This window comes from Streptomyces sp. NPDC052301, assembly GCF_044593395.1.
Taxonomy (GTDB): Bacteria; Actinomycetota; Actinomycetes; order Streptomycetales; family Streptomycetaceae; genus Streptomyces.
The window spans coordinates 564851-581091 of record NZ_JBIUBE010000003.1 but is presented as its reverse complement, the minus strand read 5'-3'; the positions used below and the strand labels follow the sequence as shown (position 1 = coordinate 581091).

Here is a 16241-nt window from a genome sequence, read left to right as displayed (position 1 = left end):
CCCGCCGCGTGGCGAAGCCGCCTTGCTGAGGGGTCAGGCGTGCTCCGCCGCGCGCTCGATCCGGTCGAGCAGTCGGTGGTGCCGAGCTCCGTGGGCGAAGTCCGGCACCTCGGATCCGCCGTGCGTCAGGTCACGCCGGATCTGCGCGTAGGCGGCGCCGACGTTGTACGCGGGGGTGCCGCGCAGCTCCTGGAGCGCGGAGTCGAAGTACCGCTCGGGTACGGCGAGCCGGCTGAGCTCGGCGTCGGATCCGTGCGCCCCTTCGATGGCGAACTCGCCCAACTGAAGGTGCCCGATGTCGCCGGTGACGACCAGGTCGCCGTCCGTTCCGTTGATCTCCCAGTGGAAGTTGGTGCCGCGGGAGATGCCGCCGCGGTAGTGGGCAGAGGCCACGGCGCCGGAGGAGAGCACGCCGCCGAACACCACCTGGTCGGCGACGTCGGGCCGGTAGACCCGGCCGGACTGCGGGTCCTTGACTTCTCGGTGGCGCGTGGCGGTGACAGCGGTGATCTTCTCGACATCGCCGAGCACCATGGTCAGGCCGCTCATGGTGTGCCCGAACGGGATGGTCAGCATGGTTGCGCCGTTGGCGCGATCCAGCAGGTAGGCGCCGTTTTCAGGGAACACCGCTCCCCAGCCTCCGCCCGAGGCCACCAGGCTCGTCGAGAGCACCTCGCCCACGTAGCCGTCGGCGACCAGATCGCGCAGGTAGCGCACTGCCGGGGCGGACCGGGCCTGCAGTCCGGTGAAAGTGTGCAGCCCGCGCTCGGCAGCGGTGGCCGCCAGCTCCTCGGCCTCGGCCAGTCCGTTGCCCAACGGCCACTCGGAGAACACCATCTTCCCTGCAGCCAGGGCGGATTGGATGATCTCCCGATGGTCCGGCACCTTCACGGTGACCACCACCAGGTCGACCTCGTCGGCCGCCGCCAGTTCGCCGGCCGTCCCGAAGGACCGCGCGACTCCGTACTTCTCCGCGGCCTGCCGCGCGGACTCGGCGCTGCTCGCAGAAAGTGCGCGCAACTCAAAGCCGTCCAGCTGTTGCAGCGCGGGCAGGTGGGCCTGGGAAGCCCAACCGCGCCTGGCGGAAAGACCGACGATGCCCACACCGATGGGGGCCTGTTGGGTCGATGACACGGTGGGACTCCTCGGCAGCACGCGAGACTGTTTGATGAGTGGTAAAGGGCCGGGCCACTTACTTGAAATTTCATGTCACATCCTATGCCAGCGACGTATGAAGCTTCAAGCGTGAGCGTTCAAAGCGAGCCGGTGCGCCCACCCTGGTCCCCGCGGCAGAACCGCGGCCCGGCGGCTGTCGCCTCATCGGCGGGGGCGCCGGAAGCCGTCGAGGATGGGGCCGTTGGAGGAGCGGGAGCATGCCGCGCGGCAGCACGTAGAGGTCCTTCAGGCAGGCCCTGATCCGGCACGGGGTGCCCGCCGATCCGTTCCCGCCGTCGGCGGCGACGCGGACCGGGCCATTGCTTCCGCAGGACGGTCACCCCGACATCACTCACCGCAGGGCCCCGAGTGATCGCAGTACGGCTGATGGCCGCTCTGCCCGCAGGCGCACAGGATCGCCCTGGTCTCGGCGCGCGGGCCTTCCACGGTTTCCACGCTCAGCTCACCGCGCACGGTCAGCTGCCCGATGGAGCCGCGGACGATCCGCGCGGGCCGGACCGGGATCTCCGTCCCGCCGTCCGCGAGTTCGTACTGCAGCGCGCCCGAGGGGCAGCGCCGCACCACCTCGGCCAGGCGGTCGGCCGCGGCCACCGTCCGGCTGGATCCACGGGCGCTTCGCCGTGTCGAAGACCTCCGGCAGGCCACGGACGCATTCGGCGGCGTGCAGGCAGCGCCTGGCCTCGAACGTGACCGTGATCGCTTGCCCCTCGTACGCCTTCTTCTCGGATCTGCCGCTCATTCGGGCCTCCTTCACCATCGTGTTCGGCTGCTCGGCCGTTCGTTCAGTCACTGACCTTGCTGCGCGACTGGTACGGCAGGTCCTGGTACTCGGGGTGGCGGGCGATCCAGCCCGCGAAGAACGGGCATGTGGCCAGTACGAGGAGCCCCGAGGCGCGTGTCTCGTCGAGGGCGGAGCGGACCAGGGCGGACCCGCCCCCCTGCCCGCACTCCGGCGCTACCTCGGTGTGCACGAACGCAACGACTTTTGCCGTACGGATGTACTCCGCGACGCCCGCGACCCTGGCCTCTCCATCGACGCGGGCCTCATAGCGGTTCGCTCCGGGCACGTTGTTCACTTCGACCGTCACATGCCCTCCCCTTGGACCTGCTCCCGTTCAGCTCCGCGACAGTCCGGCAACGTGCGCGAAAGCGCTCCGGCATTGCCGCCACGCGGCGGAGGGCACCGTGCGACTTCATGAGCAACGGAGGCCGGGCCCTCCGGCCGGGCCCGGACCGATCAAGCGGACGGCCCGCCTTGGCGGACGACGCCGAGCGCGAGCTCACGGCGGTTCCACATGACGACTGCCGCCAGGACGAGCAGCACCGCTGCCGGTACCGGACTTTCGTCGATCACGAACAAGCAGGTCAGGAATGCGCCCGTCATGACTCCAGTGAGTATCAGACCACCCAGGGCACTCAGTCGGGGAACGAGCAGCAGGACGGCCCCGGCCAGCTCCAAAGAGCCGGTGACGTACCGAAGCCATTGCCCGGCACCGACGTCCTGGAAGACTTTGACCATGTCCTGCGCGCCGGCCAACTTCGAAGCCCCCACCATGACGAACACGCCGGCCAGAATGATCTGAAGGACCCACAGGACGATGTTCCGGGCCTTCCCGCCCACCCTAGGCACACTCTGCACAGTACGAGACATGTCTTCTCCCTAACGCACGAAGCGGCCGGCGCTCACCGTCCGGTGCGAAGCCGACCACACTTGAACTTTCATGTCACACCCTAAGACGCGACACATGAATATTCAAGCGAGAGTCGACTCGTGCTGCGGGGCCGAGGCGACCCGGGTGCACCATCTGCGGACCGCGGCCGACGTTCCGGTCGACGGACGGCCACACTGCCGTGCTGATCAGCGTCAACGCAGGCATCCTGGCGCGAGGTCGGCCGCGAAGCTCCGCGGAGTCGAGACGCCGCCTCCCGCCTGAGCGGATGGAGTCTTCGGCAAGGGCAGGGTCAGACGCTGATGTCGGCGGTGATACCGGCGAACAGGTCGTCCTCAGGGAGCGAGGTGTCGACCAGCGAGCGGGCCAGCTCGTACTCCTCGGTCGGCCAGATCTCGCGTTGGACGTCGAGCGGCACCAGGAACCACGGGCCGTCCGGGTCGATCTGGGTGGCGTGGGCGATCAGCGCCCGGCCGCGCACATCGAACCAGTCGGCGCACTGCACCCGGGTGGTGAACTCGCGTTCCCTGCGGCCCTCCTTGTCCCAGTCGGCGATCCACTCGCCGAAGGGGGACTCGTGGCCGTGCTCCATCAGGTAGGCGTGGAGGGCGCGGATCCGGGCCATCGACATGCCGTGGTTGTAGTACACCTTCAGCGGCTGCCAGGGCTCACCGGACTCCGGGTAGGCGTCGGGGTCCCCGGCCGCTTCGAACGCGGCCATCGTGATCGTGTGGGTCATGATGTGGTCAGGGTGCGGGTAACCGCCGGTCTCGTCGTACGTGGTGATCACGTGCGGGCGGAACTCCCGGATCAGCCGGACCAGCGGCTCGGCCGCCTTCTCCACCGGAACCAGCGCGAAACAGCCCTCGGGCAGCGGAGGCAGCGGGTCGCCCTCCGGCAGACCGGAGTCGACGAACCCCAGCCAGGCCTGCTTGATGCCGAGGATCTCGCGGGCGGCGTCCATCTCCTTGCGCCGCACCTGCTGGAGGTTGGCCTCGACCTCCGGGTTGCCCTGCAGCTTCGGGTTGAGAACGGAGCCGCGCTCTCCCCCGGTACATGTGGCCACCAGGACCTCCACGCCCTGAGCGGCATACTTCGCCATGCTGGCAGCACCCTTGCTGGACTCGTCGTCCGGGTGCGCGTGGACCGCCATCAGCCGCAACTGCTCTGTCAACGCATGCTCCTTCCGCATCGCCTCGCTGCGAGGACCGGAGACCTTCCCGGGGCCCTCCGCGCCGAACGGAGGCCCACTGAGCGGCCTGCCCTGCCTTTTGCGGCGGTGATGTCGTGCGCGTATCGCTCCACCGTCGCCGTGGCAATCGACTCGAGCCCTCCGCCCGGCATTTGAGCTCACGTCACATGACCGCGACCGGCGCCCGGAGCCGGCCGGAGGCCGCTGCCCGTCCACGAACGGCAGCAGATGACGGTGCACGAAGCGGCCGACGCTCGCCGACTGACGCGGGGTCGAACCTTCACTTGAACTTTCATGTCACACCCTAGGCGGCAACTCATGAAGATTCAAGCGTGGTGCCGTATCATGAACTTTCATGAGTGACGTTTCTGAGGTGATCGCCCGGCTGGAACGGGTCGAGACCGAGCTTGCCCTGCGCCGCGCGGCGCACCAGTACTGCGTCGCGGGCGACCTGCGCGATCTCGAGCTTTGGCGTGGCGTGTGGACGCCGGACGCTGTGTGGGAGCTAAGCCCCGACATGGTGTTCACCGGTATCGAGGCGATCTGCGAAACCGTCGAACGGCAGTGGCAGATGTTCCCGGCCATGTCGCACGGAACGGTCAATCTCGACGTCGACGTGGAGGCCGCTACCGGCCGCAGCGACGTCATCGTCCACATCCAGCTCCAGGACACCACCTGGGTCACCGGCGGAGCCACCTACCTCGACGAGTACCGCCGCCACGACGGCGCCTGGCGCATTGCGCGGCGGAAGGTGACCCGGACGTTCAACGTCGGGCCGATCCCGAACTGGGGGCCGCCAGGGGAGCGGTAGCCGGCCACGGGCCTGTGCGAGGGTCACGGCGGCTGTTCGGTCGTTGACGTCGAGCTTGGTGAACACGTGCAGCAGGTGGCTTTTCACGTGGCCTCGCTTACGTTCAGCACCTGGCTGATGGCGTTGTTGGACAGCCCACGGGCGACGAGCGCGAGCACCTCGGCCTCGCGCTCAGGCCCGGCCGTTGCATGGTGGGGCGGTCACGAATGTCGTACTCGGTCGGGATGATCATCACCGAACAGATTCACCAGGCTGTGCTCAAGGTCCCCGCCCCCGCCTGGACGCCGGCGATCGAGCCGGACGGTGGGATCCGGGACGGAGCCTGGGTCGCCGAACTCACCGGTGACTGCCTGAAAAGCCGGCCCAAGGGGATGCGGCTGATCGTCGCAAGGAACGTCGCCATCCGGGAGCCCAGTTGCGCATCACCGACGCCGACGGGCTGCGGCTCACCGCGTTCGCGACCAACAGCGCCGACGGGCCGATCGCCGTACTGGAGCTGCGACACCGCCAGCGCGCTCGGGCCGAGGACAGTTCGGTTACGGGCCCTGCGACGGCCGGTCAGCCGATCAGGGAGGGGTAGTCGGTGTATCCGGTGGCGTCGCCGCCGGAGATGACCTCGGGCCGGAGTGCGTTGAACGGGGAGCCGACGGCGAGGCGGCGCGGCAGGTCGGGGTTGGCGATGAAGAGGCGTCCGAATGCAATGGCGTCGGCCCAGCCCGCGCGCAGGATGCGGGCGCTCTTGTCGGGGGTGTAGTTGCCGGCGGCGATGATGACACCGTCGTACGCCTCGCGGAGCTTGATGCGGAAGTCGTCGTCGAGTGCCGGGCCGCCGTCCCAGTCGGGCTCGGCCAGGTGGAGGTAGCCCAGTTCGCGCCGGTTGAGTTCACCGGCGATGTGCAGGCCCATCTCCAGGCCGTCGCTGTCGTCCAGGCCGCGAGCCTTGATCATGGGGGAGATACGCATGCCGACGTGGGCCGGATCCCATGCGTCCACGACGGCGTCGACGACCTCCAGGGGGAAACGGGCGCGATTGTCGAGGCTGCCGCCGTACTGGTCCTCGCGGTGGTTGCTGCTGGTGGACATGAACTGCTGGAGGAGGTAGCCATTGGCGCCGTGGATCTCGACCATGTCGAAGCCGGCGGCGCGGGCGTTGAGGGTCGCACGGTGGTAGTCGTCGGCGACGCGGGGCAGTTCGTCGGTGGCCAGGGCGCGCGGGGTGGGCGCGTCGACGGAGATGAGGTTGCCGTCGGGGCCCTGGATCCTTGTGGTGCCCTCGAACGGCAGGGCGCTGGCGGAGACGCCCGGCTCGCCGCCGTGGACGGCGGGGTGGGTGATGCGGCCGACGTGCCACAGCTGGAGGGCGATCCTGCCGCCCGCTTCGTGGACAGCGTCGGTGATGCGGCGCCACCCGGCGACCTGCTCCTCGGAGTAGATGCCCGGGGTGGCGTGATAGCCCTTGCCTTCGGGGCTGATCTGGGTGCCTTCGGTGACGATCAGGCCCGCGCCGGCGCGCTGGGTGTAGTACTCGCGCATGAGGTCGGTGGGGACGTCACCGGGCTGGGCGGCGCGCATGCGGGTCAGGGGCGCCATGAACACGCGGTTGCGGGTGGTGAAGGCGGGCAGGGCGAGCCGATGGGTCAAATTGGGCATGGGTATCCCTCCAACCGGCATCGGCCGGCTGTGATCGGTGTTCTTGGATATGTGTACCGCCGCCCGACGCCGGACGGGCGGGCCTGCTAGTCGATGCCGTGGGCGGTCAGCAGGGCCTCCACCGCCGCGCGCACGGAATCCGGATAACGGCCGGTGAGCAGGGTGTAGTCCGCCGCCCCGGTGTGCACCACGACGAGCTGCTCCGCGAGTACCTCCGGCTCGGACGCCCCGGCGCGTTCGGCCTGGCGGCGCACATAGCCGTGCAGTTGGTCCTTGTGGGAGCGCGCCTGCCGCACGGCAGGGTGCGACGGGTCACGGAACTCGGTGCCGATGTTCACGAAGAAGCAGCCTGAGAATCCGGGAGCCTCACCGTGGACGCGCTGCGCCTCGAAGATTCCCAGCAGCCGCTCGCGCGGTGTGGCGTCATCAGTCTCGTCAGGGAAGTCCTGCACGGCCATGTCGTGGCACCGGTCAAGGACTTCCGTCAGGAGTTCGCCCTTGGAGCGGAACTGCTTGTAGAGCGTTTTCTTCGAGATTCCGAGATCGGCGGCAACGCGGTCTACGCCCACGGCATGGAACCCCTCACGGTGGAACAGGCCGGTGGCGTGCTCCACCAGGCGGTCCCTGGTGTTTTCACTAGCCATGATGCGAATGTAACACACATGGAAACAGATCTGTTTCCTGTTCCCTGGGCCGTGAGGCCCTGCTCCTCGAGGGGTGACGCAGATGACGCCGATGATGAGGTGCAGACCGGGCGGTTCGGCGACCCGGCGGCATTCAGCCTCTGTGTTGGATCACACCCGTAACGGGACCCTGGTTACCCAGGGCCCCGTTACGGGCTCAGCCGTGGAGCCGACCGAACAGGCCGCCGGCGCGGCGTTCGCGTTCGCACTCGGCTACGGCGATGGCAGTCCTCTCGCCCGCCTTCCGGCGGGCCAGGGCGTCAGACCCGGACCGCCTTGAGGGCGCGGGCCCAGGATTCCAGCTGGTCGAACAGAGTGGTCGCAGCGGCGTCGTGCTGCTCCGCCGGCTTGAAGACGGAGAAGTTCTCGAAGTCGGTGAACAGCGAGAAGGACAGCTGCTGACGCACGTGGGCCAGCTGCAGTTCGCTGGCGACGCCCCGCAGGTGCTCGATGGCCCGAGCGCCGCCGAGAGAACCGTAGGAGACGAAGGCGGCGGCCTTGTTGTTCCACTCGCCGTACAGGTAGTCGATCGCGTTCTTGAGTACGCCGGAGGTCGAGTGGTTGTACTCAGGGGTCACGAAGATGTACCCGTCGAACTCGGCGATCTTGGCCGCCCATGCCTGGGTGTGCTCCCCCTGGTACTGGCCCATGGCCGGCGGGATGGCCTCGTCCAGATGGGGCAGCGGGTAGTCGGCGAGGTCGACCAGCTCGTACTCGACGCCGGCGCGGGCGCCGGAGCGGTCGACCACCCAGTCCGCCACGGCCTTGCCGTTGCGACCGGGCCGGGTGCTGCCGAGGATGACGGCGATCTTCAGGTCACTCATGTGGTCTTCTCCTTGACGGGTCGACCGGCACAAGGCCGACCCTTCACTTGAATTTTCATGTCACAGCCTAGACCGTCGACTCATGAAGATTCAAGCCTGAACCGCGTCTCGTGAACGTTCATGCCGGATAGACTCCGGGCATGCCTGAAAAGCCTCAACCGTCGAACGATCAGCCCCGCTGGCTGACCCCGGCAGAACGGGAGACTTGGCAGCAGTTCGCCATGATGCTGCACAGACTGCCTGCCGCCCTGGGAGCGCAGCTGCAGCAGGACGCAGACCTCAGTTACATCGAGTACTACGTCCTTGCCGGACTGTCCGACCAGCCGGAACACCGCATGCGGATGAGCGATTTGGCCGTCCTCGCCAACTCCGAGCAGTCCCGCCTCTCCCACATGATCAGCAGGCTGGAACGCCGGGGCTTCGTCCGCCGCGAACCCGACCCCACCAACGGCCGCTACACCCACGCGATCCTGACCGAGGCCGGCCATGCCCATCTCACCGAGGCCGCCCCGGGGCACGTGGCCCGGGTACGCGACCTCGTCTTCGACGTGCTCGACCCCGCCGAGCTGGACAACCTGCGCACCGCCGCCGAGAAGATCAGCGAGCGCATCGACCACTGGGAGCAGCGGAAGTAACCCCGCAAGGACACCGCCCCGCCTCTCGGCTGCCGCAGCGGGACGCCACGCGTGGGGACGTCCGGCCAGTCGAGGACTGCACCTCCGACAAGCGCGGCCGGTGCGCGGTGCTCACCGACCAGGGCGTCGAGGGTACTGCGGCGCACCGCGCCGGGCCATGCCCTCCTCGCGCCCTTCCTCAGGCGGTGACCGGTGTCTCAATGGGCAACCACCGGGACCGCCACCTCGACCTCGGCGTCCTCGCCGGCCGGGCGGCGGTTGACCAGGGTCAGGGCAATGAGCGTGGCGATCAACAGCACGCCGACGCCGAACCAGAGGGCGTTGGCGTAGCCGTGCACCACACCCTGCAGCTGAACCAGCTGCTGCTGCGGCTTCGTCGCAGCATCGGCGATGTGGTCCTTGACGTACGAAGTCGTCGCGGAGGCGGCGATCGTGTTCAGCAGGGCGGTGCCGATCGCGCCGCCCACCTGCTGCGAGGTGTTGATCATCGCGGAGGCGACACCGGCGTCCCTGGGTTCGATGCCCAGGGTGGGCAGGGACATGGCGGGCGGCAACGCCGTACCCATGCCGAGACCGAGCAGCACCAGCGCCGGCAGGACGGTCGAGGCGTATGACGAGCCGACCTCCAGCCGGGCCAGCAGCAAAATGCCGACCGCAGACACCAGAAAACCTGGACCCATCAGGAACCGGGCCGGGACGCGAGTCCCCAGACGCGTGCCGATCTGGGTCGAGCCGACCATCATGCCCGCGACCATCGGCAGGAAGGAGAATCCGCTCTCGACCGGCGAGTAGCCCTTCACGACCTGCAGGAAATAGGTCAGGAACAGGAAGCTGCCGAACGTCGCGATGACCGCGATGCCGAGGGAGAGGTAGACGCCGCCGCGGTTGCGGTCCATGACCACGCGCAAGGGCAGCAGCGGGGCCTTGAGCCTGGCTTCGGTGATCACGAAGGCGAGCAGCAGGACCGCCGACGCGACGAACAAAGAGATGGTCGTGGTGTCGCTCCAGCCGTCGGACTCGGCCCGGGTGAAGCCGTAGACCAGCGAGACCAGGCCCAGGGTGGACAGGACGACGCCGGGGATGTCGAGCGGGGAGCGGTTACGGCTGCCCTCGGGCTCACGGACCACGAAGTAGGCACCTGTCGCCGCGGCGATCGCGAACGGGATATTGACGAAGAACGTCCAGCGCCAGTCCATGTACTCGGTGAGCACGCCGCCGAGAATGAAGCCGACGGCGCTGCCGCCACCGGCGATCGCACCGAAGATGCCGAACGCCTTGGCGCGCTCCTTGCCGTCCGTGAACATCACGGCAAGGAGGGAGAGCGCGGCGGGGGCGAGCACGGCACCGAAGGCGCCCTGGAGAGCGCGGGCGCCGAACATCGCCGCGCCGGTGGTTGCCGCGCCGCCGAGCGCGGAGGCGGCGGCGGCGGACCAGGCCCATGACGAACGCTTTCTTACGGCCCCACAAGTCGGATACCCGGCCGCCGAACAGGAGCAGACCGCCGAAGGCCAGGGCGTAGGCCGTGACGACCCACTGCCGGTCGCCGTCGGAGATGCCCAGGTCCTGCTGGGCGGAAGGCAGGGCGATGTTCACGATGGTGGTGTCGAGGACGACCATCAGCTGGGCGAGCGCGATGAAGACGAGCGCTTTCCAGCGGTTGGCGTGCGCGTCACCGGGAGCCTTGAAGGCTGTTCGGGACATGAAGGTTACCCACTTCGGGAAAAGAAGGAGCCGGCTGAAGGTGACTGAGAGCGTGCGGGAGACACGGCTCGCCCACGTCGGCGGCCGACGGTCTCGTCGCGTGTGACGTGCACGAAGCGGTCGACGCTCACCGGCCAGCGATGGGCCGGCCCCTCACTTGAATTTTCACGTCAACCCTAGACGGCGATTCATGAAGGTTCAACCGCGCACGGGCGGCCTCTTCCGACACCGGCACTCGGGTCCCAGGCCGACCGGCCCCACACCAGCGCCGACGGCTTCCCGTCCGCAGGCCGGTGCGGCGGGAGTCGGCCCGTCGAGTGGGGTTCAGGCGTGGGCGTCCTCGAGGGCGACTCGTCGTACCGTGCGCAGCGTCGACTGGAGACTGTCCATATCGGTCGAGCCGAGAGCGAGGCGGAGCGCCTGTGGCGTGTGCTTCGTGGTGGTGAAGGGCTCCGCTGTGCTGACCGAGATGTGCTGACGCGCGAGGGTGGCGGTCAGGCGATCGGCGCGTGCGTCGTCGGGCAGGGTCAGCCATGTGAAGTAGGACGAGGGGTGGCCGATGAGGGGGAGGCCGGCCAGTTCTCGTCCGGCGAGTGCTTGGCGGGCCTTGGCGTCCTCTCGTTTCTGCGCTTCCAACTGGTCCACCGTGCCGTCCTCGAGCCAGCGGCAGGCGATCGCGGTGGTAAGGGCCGGGGTGTTCCAGGTGGTCGCCCGAATCGCGCGTTCGAGCGACGGCACCCTAGACGGCGGGGCGACGACGAAGCCGACCCGGAGGCCGGTGGCGACGCTCTTGGACAGTCCCGAGACGTAGACGGTGATGTCCGGTGCACTTGCAGCCAGAGGCGGTGGAGGATCCTCGACCAGGTAGGCGTATGCGGCGTCTTCGATGATGAGCGGACCGTGCCGCCGGGCGATCTCGATCAGACGGGTGCGGTCGGTTGCCGGCATGACCCACCCCAGAGGATTGTGCAGGGTTGGCATGGTGTAAATCGCGCGCACAGGGCGGGTCGCGCACAGCTTCTCGAGGGCATCGAGATCCGGCCCGTCGGTGGTTGTGGGTATGGGCTCCAGGTCGAGATGGAAGGCATGCGCGAGCACCTTGAAACCCGGGTAGGTGAGGGCGTCGACCGCGACGACGTCGCCGGCGTTGAGCGCGGCCATGACGGTGATGGCCAGGCCGTGCTGCGCACCGTTGACGATGAGGATCCGATCCGCGTCAGGAGTGATCCCTCGACGCCTCAGGTGCCGGGCGATCGAGGCTCTGTCCTGGGGACGCCCTCGATGGGGTTGGTAGCGCAGCAGCGAGTCGAGTTCGCCGGAGGTGGCCACCTCTCGCAGAGTCTGCCGTAGGAGATCGGCTTGGCCGGGCAGCGACGGATAGTTGAAGTTGAGATCGACCACGTCCGTGGCGACGACGTGCAGATCGATGCCGTGGCCGGCGGGAACCGCGATGTCTCGCACGAACGTGCCGCGGCCCTGTTCCCGGCTCACCAAGCCCATCGCTTCCAGCTCGGCGTACACCCGAGTCGCGGTCACCACGGCGATGCCCTCGCAGGCGGCGAGCTCGCGGTGTGTCGGCAGCCGCACGCCTGCGGCGAGCCGGCCTGTCCGGATGTCGGATGCGAGCGCGTCGACCAGGATTTTGTACCGCGAGGCTGCCATACGCCGGATTGTATCCATGACAATTCTTTGACTGTCCTGTTCGCGGGTCCTTACCGTCAAGCCCCACTCATCCGGAAGGACGGCCGCCATGCACATCGCCATCCTCACCTTCGAGGGCTACAACGAGCTCGACTCCCTGATCGCGCTCGGCGTGCTCAACCGCATCAAGACCGACGACTGGCGCGTCACCATCGCCACCCCCGGCCCCAAGGTGACGTCAAGGAACGGGGTGACTATCGAACAGATGTCCACTCTCGAGGAGGCGTGCGCCGCTGACGCCGTCATCGTCGGCAGTGGCATCGCCACCCGCGAGGTCGTCGAAGACCCGGCGATCATGAACATCCTGCGCGGCCTGGACCCCTCGCGCCAACTCATCGCCGCGCAGTGCTCCGGCGCGCTCGTGCTGGCCAAGCTCGGCCTGCTCAACGACATCCCCGCCTGCACCGACCTGACCACCAAGCCCTGGGTCATCGCCGCCGGCGTCGAGGTGCTCAACCAGCCCTTCTACGCCAAGGACAACATCGCCACCGCCGGCGGCTGCCTCGCCTCGCACTACCTCGCCACCTGGATCATCGCCCGCCTGGAGGGCAACGACGCCGCCGAAAGCGCACTGCACTATGTCGCCCCGGTCGGCGAGAAGGAGGAATACATCGAGCGCGCGTGGCGCAACATCACCCCCTACCTGCCCGCTCCCACACCGGCGCTCGTCTGAAACGACCAGACGCAAGCAGTGACCGGGCGGGAGGTCATGCCCCCGGCAGCCTGGCTGGTCGTTCGCGGATCACCGTTGTGGTGTAGACGTGGGCTCCCGACCCAAATCCCGAGACCGCCGCGACCTGGGCGAGGGTGTCGTGCTTGCGCAGGTACACCAGGGCGACCAGGGCACGCTGGTGCGGTGGAAGCTTGCAGCGGCGCTCGCCCTCGCGGGTGACGATGAGCATGGTGACCCCTCAAGAATGCTGGTGGTCATTCGAGCGCACTCGGCGAACTGGTCGGCCGGCACCACCGCTCCCAGCCGTTCCGATATGACGGGCAGCAGGTCCAGTCCGGGTCGCTGATCGGGAGCCGGGTCAGCGCGAAGGCGAGTCTGCCCTCGCGCACGTCGGCGATCAGAGCCTGGGAGGTGCCGGGCCAGCGCAGGAGTTCGCACCTCTCGCTGACGCGCCCGGCGAGCGTGTTGAGAAGATCCCTCGGCCTGGGGTGCACGCCGACAGGAATGCCGACGAACAGGGTGCTGCGTCCCGGCCGGGCCGCATCGCGCAGGCGCCACGGAAAGGAGTTGACCTGCTCCAGTACGTCCCGCGGGATCGGCGGGAGAGCCTCTCCGGCCGGTGTGAGCGTGACATGGTGGGTGCGGCGTCGAACAGCCGGTGGTCGAGTTCCCGCCCGAGGTCTCTGATTCGCTGGCTCAGCGGCGAAGTGGCCATGTGCAGCCGACGGGCCGCCGCCGAGAAGCTCTGCTCCTCGCCAACCGCAACGAAATAGCGCAAATGCAACATCTCCACCCCGTCACGTTAGCCCCGATCCGCCAGTCGGTCCCGAGGCGTCGCACTCAGGACGGCCTTGCCGGGCCGGCTCAGCGAAACTCCGCCACAGCCTTGCCGAGGTCGCGTTCGAGCTCACCGGGCGTGTGGAGGCCCCTGCTCGCCAGGTAGTCCAGTCGCTCACGGGTTTCGGGCAGGCTGACCAGGCCGAGGAACATGGCCGAGTCCGAGCGGACGTTCGCCTGGTCCGGCAGCGTGAGGTTGTTGATGGCGCGCTTGGCGGCCTTGACCCCCTCGGGCGGAAAGCCGGCGATGCGCTTGGCCAGGCGCTCGACGAAGCCGTCCAGTTCGGCGTCGGGCATGGCTCGGTTGATCCAGCCGTAGCGTTCGGCGAGTTCGGCGTCGAAGTCGTCGGCGCCGGCGATGACTTCGATGGCGCGTGTCCTGCCGAGCCGCCGGGCCAGATGCTGTACGCCGCCGGCGCCGGGCAGGGCGCCGGTACCGGACTCGAACTGCCCAAAGATCGCGTTCTCGCGCACGGCGAAGATCATGTCGCACGCCAGGGCGAGTTCGTTTCCGCCGCCGCGGGCCCTGCCGCGCACCTTGGCGATGGTGATCACCGGGACGTGCGCCAGCTTATAGAGGAACATGCCGAGCGAGGCATCTCCAGGGCCGCCGGCCTTCGCGGCCTCTGCGGTGTACTGCGGTACCGCCGTGAGATCCACATGCGCCGAGAAGAACTCGGGCGACGCGCTCTCGACGACGACGACTCGCACATCACCGGGGTCGGTGTACAGCACGTCGACGAGCGATACCAGGTCGCGGACAAGTTCGACACCGAGGAGATTGAGAGGGCCGGCGTCGAGGGTGGCAAACAGGACACCGTCCTCTTGTCGGGTCTGGATCGAGGAGTAGGTGAATCGCATGATCACTCCATTGAGTGCGAAGGGAGCCGGGAAAGGGGCTGCAAGTTCTGCCGGAAACTGACTCCTGGACAGAGAGGGACGCCGTCTCAGATTTCGCAGTCCCTGTTCGCGCGGGCAGAGCCGTCCTCGTCCCGCCGGCGTCGCCCTTCGCCGGCGTCCTGCACTCTGGAAAGTCCCACTTCGAGCCGGTGCTGGACAGCTCCCCGGGCTCATGGATGTCGCGCCGAGGCCGAAGCTGCTCATGCGAGCCTCCCTCACGGTCGGGAGATTTCTCGTCACCGGCCAGCAGGCGGACCGTGACCTCCTGGAGCACCCAGCCGTTGCCGTCCGGGTCGCTGAACGAGGCGTAGGAGCCATAGCTGGTGCGGTCCGGATCCGGTCCGGACACCCGGCCCTCGGTCCCGGCGCGGTGGAACACCCCGCCCTCGTCGTGGAACACCTCACTGATCTCCACGCCGCGGCCGGCGAGCTCGGCCCGGGCCGCCTCAATGTCGGAGACGATGAGGTGAAGTCCCTCGGCGGAGCCCGGTGCGGCGGAGGTGAGCCCCGTACCGAAGATAACCGAGCACGGCGAGCCGGGCGGGGTCACCTGGATGACCCGGAAGTCCTCACCACGCGCGACGTTGGCGTCGAGCCGCCACCCCAGGCCCTCATAGAAACTCTTGGCCCAGTCGACATCGGCGACCGGCACCACAACGACCTCGAGCTTCATGTCCATGTTCGACGGCTCCTGCTGTTCGGCGTCCTCGCGGTCTCCGGCCTCGGCACCGGTGTGTGCCTGGTGGTACGTCGGGACGGTCAGGCGGGCGACGCCCGAGTCGGCCGCGAGGCGATCGTAAGCAGACGCCGGGCCCTGCCGCGTCCGGTGACGCCGGCGTTTCGTCCATCCGACTGGTGCCGTGCCCGCCCTCCCGCCGCTGTCTCCGCCGTCGGCGCGTGCCTGCCGACCTCGCCGTCGGCGAGCGGTCCGCGCCATACTGCGTATCACCCTGTCTCGGCTCCCCCAACAACTTGCCCTGCCATGGGAGTCCGTCGGCTCGTAGGACGTACCATCAGCGGTCGCGATCTCGCGCCGGTTCCCGATGCCGCGTTCGTAGTAGTTACAGGAGTGCGGATCGACGCCCACATGGACATCGCCCCTGACAGTAATGCAGCCATGGCTCCACCACAGACCGCCAGCTCATCTGCCGGTGACCAGCTGGTCGATCCGGCCGTTCCCGCTCCCGCACTCACATGACCCGGTCGCGCTGGGAGGGACACGCACCCCTAGTACGGACGCATGAGCGGGTGCGATCGCCAATCAGGCACCCGAGAGAGTCACAGACACACGGACCGCACGAGTCACCGACCGCATCGTGCGCGCCAGCGCGTTCGATCTCACAGCGAAGCCGCACCGGAGTGCTCCGGTGCGGCTTCGCCGTCTCACGGACCCGCGCAGAGATCCCGTCAGAACGGACCTCGGTGGAGCCTCGCCGTATCACCCGCGTATCACACAGCCATCACCAACTGGGCAGACCCTCCCGGACTAAGAGGCTCTGACCTGCAAGTCCATGCCCGCACTGGACTGGCATAGACGTCCCTGGACGGTCTCTACAACCTGTGCCAGGTGGTACCCAGTGAGGGACCCAGGATCAGGACCGGAGCGTCTTCCGGCCCGTCAAAGCGGTATTGCAGGGTGTTCGGTGGTGTCTCACTCACGCCCCAGACCCTCTCACGTCTCACGAAATCTCACACGGCCAGGTGAACCCGGCGGCTCGTGACCTCGCGGCGCGGCACGCCCCTGCACTGCCGAGACCCTCATGGGTCCACGTACGGGTTCTTCGGTGT

15 protein-coding genes and 5 pseudogenes are annotated in these 16241 nt (G+C 68.2%); 4 read left to right on the top strand and 16 right to left on the bottom strand.

Annotation, left to right across the window (positions count from 1 at the left end):
- Window positions 1–33 precede the first annotated feature (33 nt).
- The 5 genes and pseudogenes from ACIHEJ_RS09870 to mca form a co-directional block, all read right to left on the bottom strand.
- Window positions 34–1134 (bottom strand): Gfo/Idh/MocA family protein, encoded by a 1101-nt coding sequence (locus ACIHEJ_RS09870; protein ID WP_400133670.1) that lies wholly within the window; start codon window positions 1132–1134, stop codon window positions 34–36.
- Window positions 1135–1503: 369 nt separating this feature from the next.
- Window positions 1504–1915 (bottom strand): annotated as a pseudogene (locus ACIHEJ_RS09865) ((4Fe-4S)-binding protein).
- 43 nt (window positions 1916–1958) lie between these two features.
- Window positions 1959–2264 carry a GNAT family N-acetyltransferase gene (locus ACIHEJ_RS09860; RefSeq protein WP_100829086.1) on the bottom strand — a complete coding sequence of 102 codons (306 nt, stop codon included), beginning with the start codon at window positions 2262–2264 and terminating at the stop codon, window positions 1959–1961.
- Window positions 2265–2413: 149 nt separating this feature from the next.
- Window positions 2414–2797, bottom strand: coding sequence for a DoxX family protein (locus ACIHEJ_RS09855; RefSeq protein ID WP_400133667.1), 384 nt, complete (start codon window positions 2795–2797; stop codon window positions 2414–2416).
- A gap of 341 nt (window positions 2798–3138) precedes the next feature.
- Window positions 3139–4020, bottom strand: coding sequence for a mycothiol conjugate amidase Mca (mca, locus tag ACIHEJ_RS09850; RefSeq protein ID WP_400133666.1), 882 nt, complete (start codon window positions 4018–4020; stop codon window positions 3139–3141).
- Between the two features lie 373 nt (window positions 4021–4393).
- Here mca and ACIHEJ_RS09845 point away from each other — a divergent pair, with 373 nt between their 5' ends.
- Entirely contained in the window at window positions 4394–4849 is a 456-nt protein-coding gene (locus ACIHEJ_RS09845; protein WP_400133664.1) for a nuclear transport factor 2 family protein, read from the top strand.
- Between the two features lie 83 nt (window positions 4850–4932).
- Here ACIHEJ_RS09845 and ACIHEJ_RS09840 read toward each other — a convergent pair whose 3' ends face one another.
- A complete protein-coding gene (locus ACIHEJ_RS09840; protein WP_400134019.1) occupies window positions 4933–5007 on the bottom strand; it encodes a LuxR C-terminal-related transcriptional regulator in 75 nt (24 codons plus the stop codon).
- Window positions 5008–5055: 48 nt separating this feature from the next.
- Here ACIHEJ_RS09840 and ACIHEJ_RS09835 point away from each other — a divergent pair.
- Window positions 5056–5402 (top strand): annotated as a pseudogene (locus ACIHEJ_RS09835) (IS1380 family transposase); the annotation flags it as partial.
- Between the two features lie 5 nt (window positions 5403–5407).
- Here ACIHEJ_RS09835 and ACIHEJ_RS09830 read toward each other — a convergent pair.
- From ACIHEJ_RS09830 to ACIHEJ_RS09820, 3 genes are all read right to left on the bottom strand, one after another.
- Window positions 5408–6499, bottom strand: coding sequence for an alkene reductase (locus tag ACIHEJ_RS09830; RefSeq protein WP_400133662.1), 1092 nt, complete (start codon window positions 6497–6499; stop codon window positions 5408–5410).
- An 86-nt stretch (window positions 6500–6585) separates the two neighbouring features.
- The gene (locus tag ACIHEJ_RS09825) at window positions 6586–7143 is read right to left on the bottom strand and encodes a TetR/AcrR family transcriptional regulator (RefSeq protein ID WP_400133660.1); all 558 of its coding nucleotides are present in this window, start codon (window positions 7141–7143) and stop codon (window positions 6586–6588) included.
- A gap of 299 nt (window positions 7144–7442) precedes the next feature.
- Window positions 7443–8006 (bottom strand): NADPH-dependent FMN reductase, encoded by a 564-nt coding sequence (locus ACIHEJ_RS09820; protein ID WP_400133658.1) that lies wholly within the window; start codon window positions 8004–8006, stop codon window positions 7443–7445.
- A gap of 140 nt (window positions 8007–8146) precedes the next feature.
- Between ACIHEJ_RS09820 and ACIHEJ_RS09815 the strand changes: the two genes are divergently transcribed.
- A complete protein-coding gene (locus ACIHEJ_RS09815) occupies window positions 8147–8641 on the top strand; it encodes a MarR family transcriptional regulator (RefSeq protein WP_100829079.1) in 495 nt (164 codons plus the stop codon).
- Window positions 8642–8838: 197 nt separating this feature from the next.
- Here ACIHEJ_RS09815 and ACIHEJ_RS09810 read toward each other — a convergent pair.
- Both ACIHEJ_RS09810 and ACIHEJ_RS09805 read right to left on the bottom strand, forming a co-directional pair.
- Window positions 8839–10342 (bottom strand): annotated as a pseudogene (locus ACIHEJ_RS09810) (MFS transporter).
- A gap of 324 nt (window positions 10343–10666) precedes the next feature.
- Window positions 10667–12004 carry a PLP-dependent aminotransferase family protein gene (locus ACIHEJ_RS09805; RefSeq protein ID WP_400133656.1) on the bottom strand — a complete coding sequence of 446 codons (1338 nt, stop codon included), beginning with the start codon at window positions 12002–12004 and terminating at the stop codon, window positions 10667–10669.
- An 88-nt stretch (window positions 12005–12092) separates the two neighbouring features.
- On the opposite strand from ACIHEJ_RS09805, the gene ACIHEJ_RS09800 reads away from it, so the two are divergent.
- On the top strand, window positions 12093–12716 hold the full coding sequence (locus ACIHEJ_RS09800) for a DJ-1/PfpI family protein (RefSeq protein WP_400133654.1): 624 nt from the start codon (window positions 12093–12095) through the stop codon (window positions 12714–12716).
- 40 nt (window positions 12717–12756) lie between these two features.
- Here ACIHEJ_RS09800 and ACIHEJ_RS09795 read toward each other — a convergent pair.
- From ACIHEJ_RS09795 to ACIHEJ_RS09775, 5 genes and pseudogenes are all read right to left on the bottom strand, one after another.
- Window positions 12757–12945: pseudogene (locus ACIHEJ_RS09795) on the bottom strand (transposase family protein); the annotation flags it as partial.
- A gap of 25 nt (window positions 12946–12970) precedes the next feature.
- Window positions 12971–13210 carry a hypothetical protein gene (locus tag ACIHEJ_RS09790; RefSeq protein ID WP_400134044.1) on the bottom strand — a complete coding sequence of 80 codons (240 nt, stop codon included), beginning with the start codon at window positions 13208–13210 and terminating at the stop codon, window positions 12971–12973.
- Complete coding sequence (locus tag ACIHEJ_RS09785) at window positions 13114–13503, bottom strand: LysR family transcriptional regulator (protein WP_400134017.1); 390 nt, start codon at window positions 13501–13503, stop codon at window positions 13114–13116. Before ACIHEJ_RS09785 ends, ACIHEJ_RS09790 begins: the two co-directional genes overlap by 97 nt.
- Window positions 13504–13580: 77 nt before the next feature.
- The gene (locus ACIHEJ_RS09780; protein WP_400133652.1) at window positions 13581–14414 is read right to left on the bottom strand and encodes an enoyl-CoA hydratase/isomerase family protein; all 834 of its coding nucleotides are present in this window, start codon (window positions 14412–14414) and stop codon (window positions 13581–13583) included.
- A gap of 286 nt (window positions 14415–14700) precedes the next feature.
- A pseudogene (locus ACIHEJ_RS09775) lies at window positions 14701–15132 on the bottom strand (VOC family protein); the annotation flags it as partial.
- Window positions 15133–16241: the final 1109 nt, after the last annotated feature.

Bases quoted from the DNA above. Each gene is read 5' to 3' on its own strand.
- ACIHEJ_RS09845 (WP_400133664.1), top strand. From the start codon at position 4,394: ATGAGTGACGTTTCTGAGGTGATCGCCCGGCTGGAACGGGTCGAGACC.
- ACIHEJ_RS09830 (WP_400133662.1), bottom strand. From the start codon at position 6,499: ATGCCCAATTTGACCCATCGGCTCGCCCTGCCCGCCTTCACCACCCGC.
- ACIHEJ_RS09825 (WP_400133660.1), bottom strand. From the start codon at position 7,143: ATGGCTAGTGAAAACACCAGGGACCGCCTGGTGGAGCACGCCACCGGC.
- ACIHEJ_RS09820 (WP_400133658.1), bottom strand. From the start codon at position 8,006: ATGAGTGACCTGAAGATCGCCGTCATCCTCGGCAGCACCCGGCCCGGT.
- ACIHEJ_RS09815 (WP_100829079.1), top strand. From the start codon at position 8,147: ATGCCTGAAAAGCCTCAACCGTCGAACGATCAGCCCCGCTGGCTGACC.
- ACIHEJ_RS09805 (WP_400133656.1), bottom strand. From the start codon at position 12,004: ATGGCAGCCTCGCGGTACAAAATCCTGGTCGACGCGCTCGCATCCGAC.
- ACIHEJ_RS09800 (WP_400133654.1), top strand. From the start codon at position 12,093: ATGCACATCGCCATCCTCACCTTCGAGGGCTACAACGAGCTCGACTCC.
- ACIHEJ_RS09785 (WP_400134017.1), bottom strand. From the start codon at position 13,503: ATGTTGCATTTGCGCTATTTCGTTGCGGTTGGCGAGGAGCAGAGCTTC.
- ACIHEJ_RS09780 (WP_400133652.1), bottom strand. From the start codon at position 14,414: ATGCGATTCACCTACTCCTCGATCCAGACCCGACAAGAGGACGGTGTC.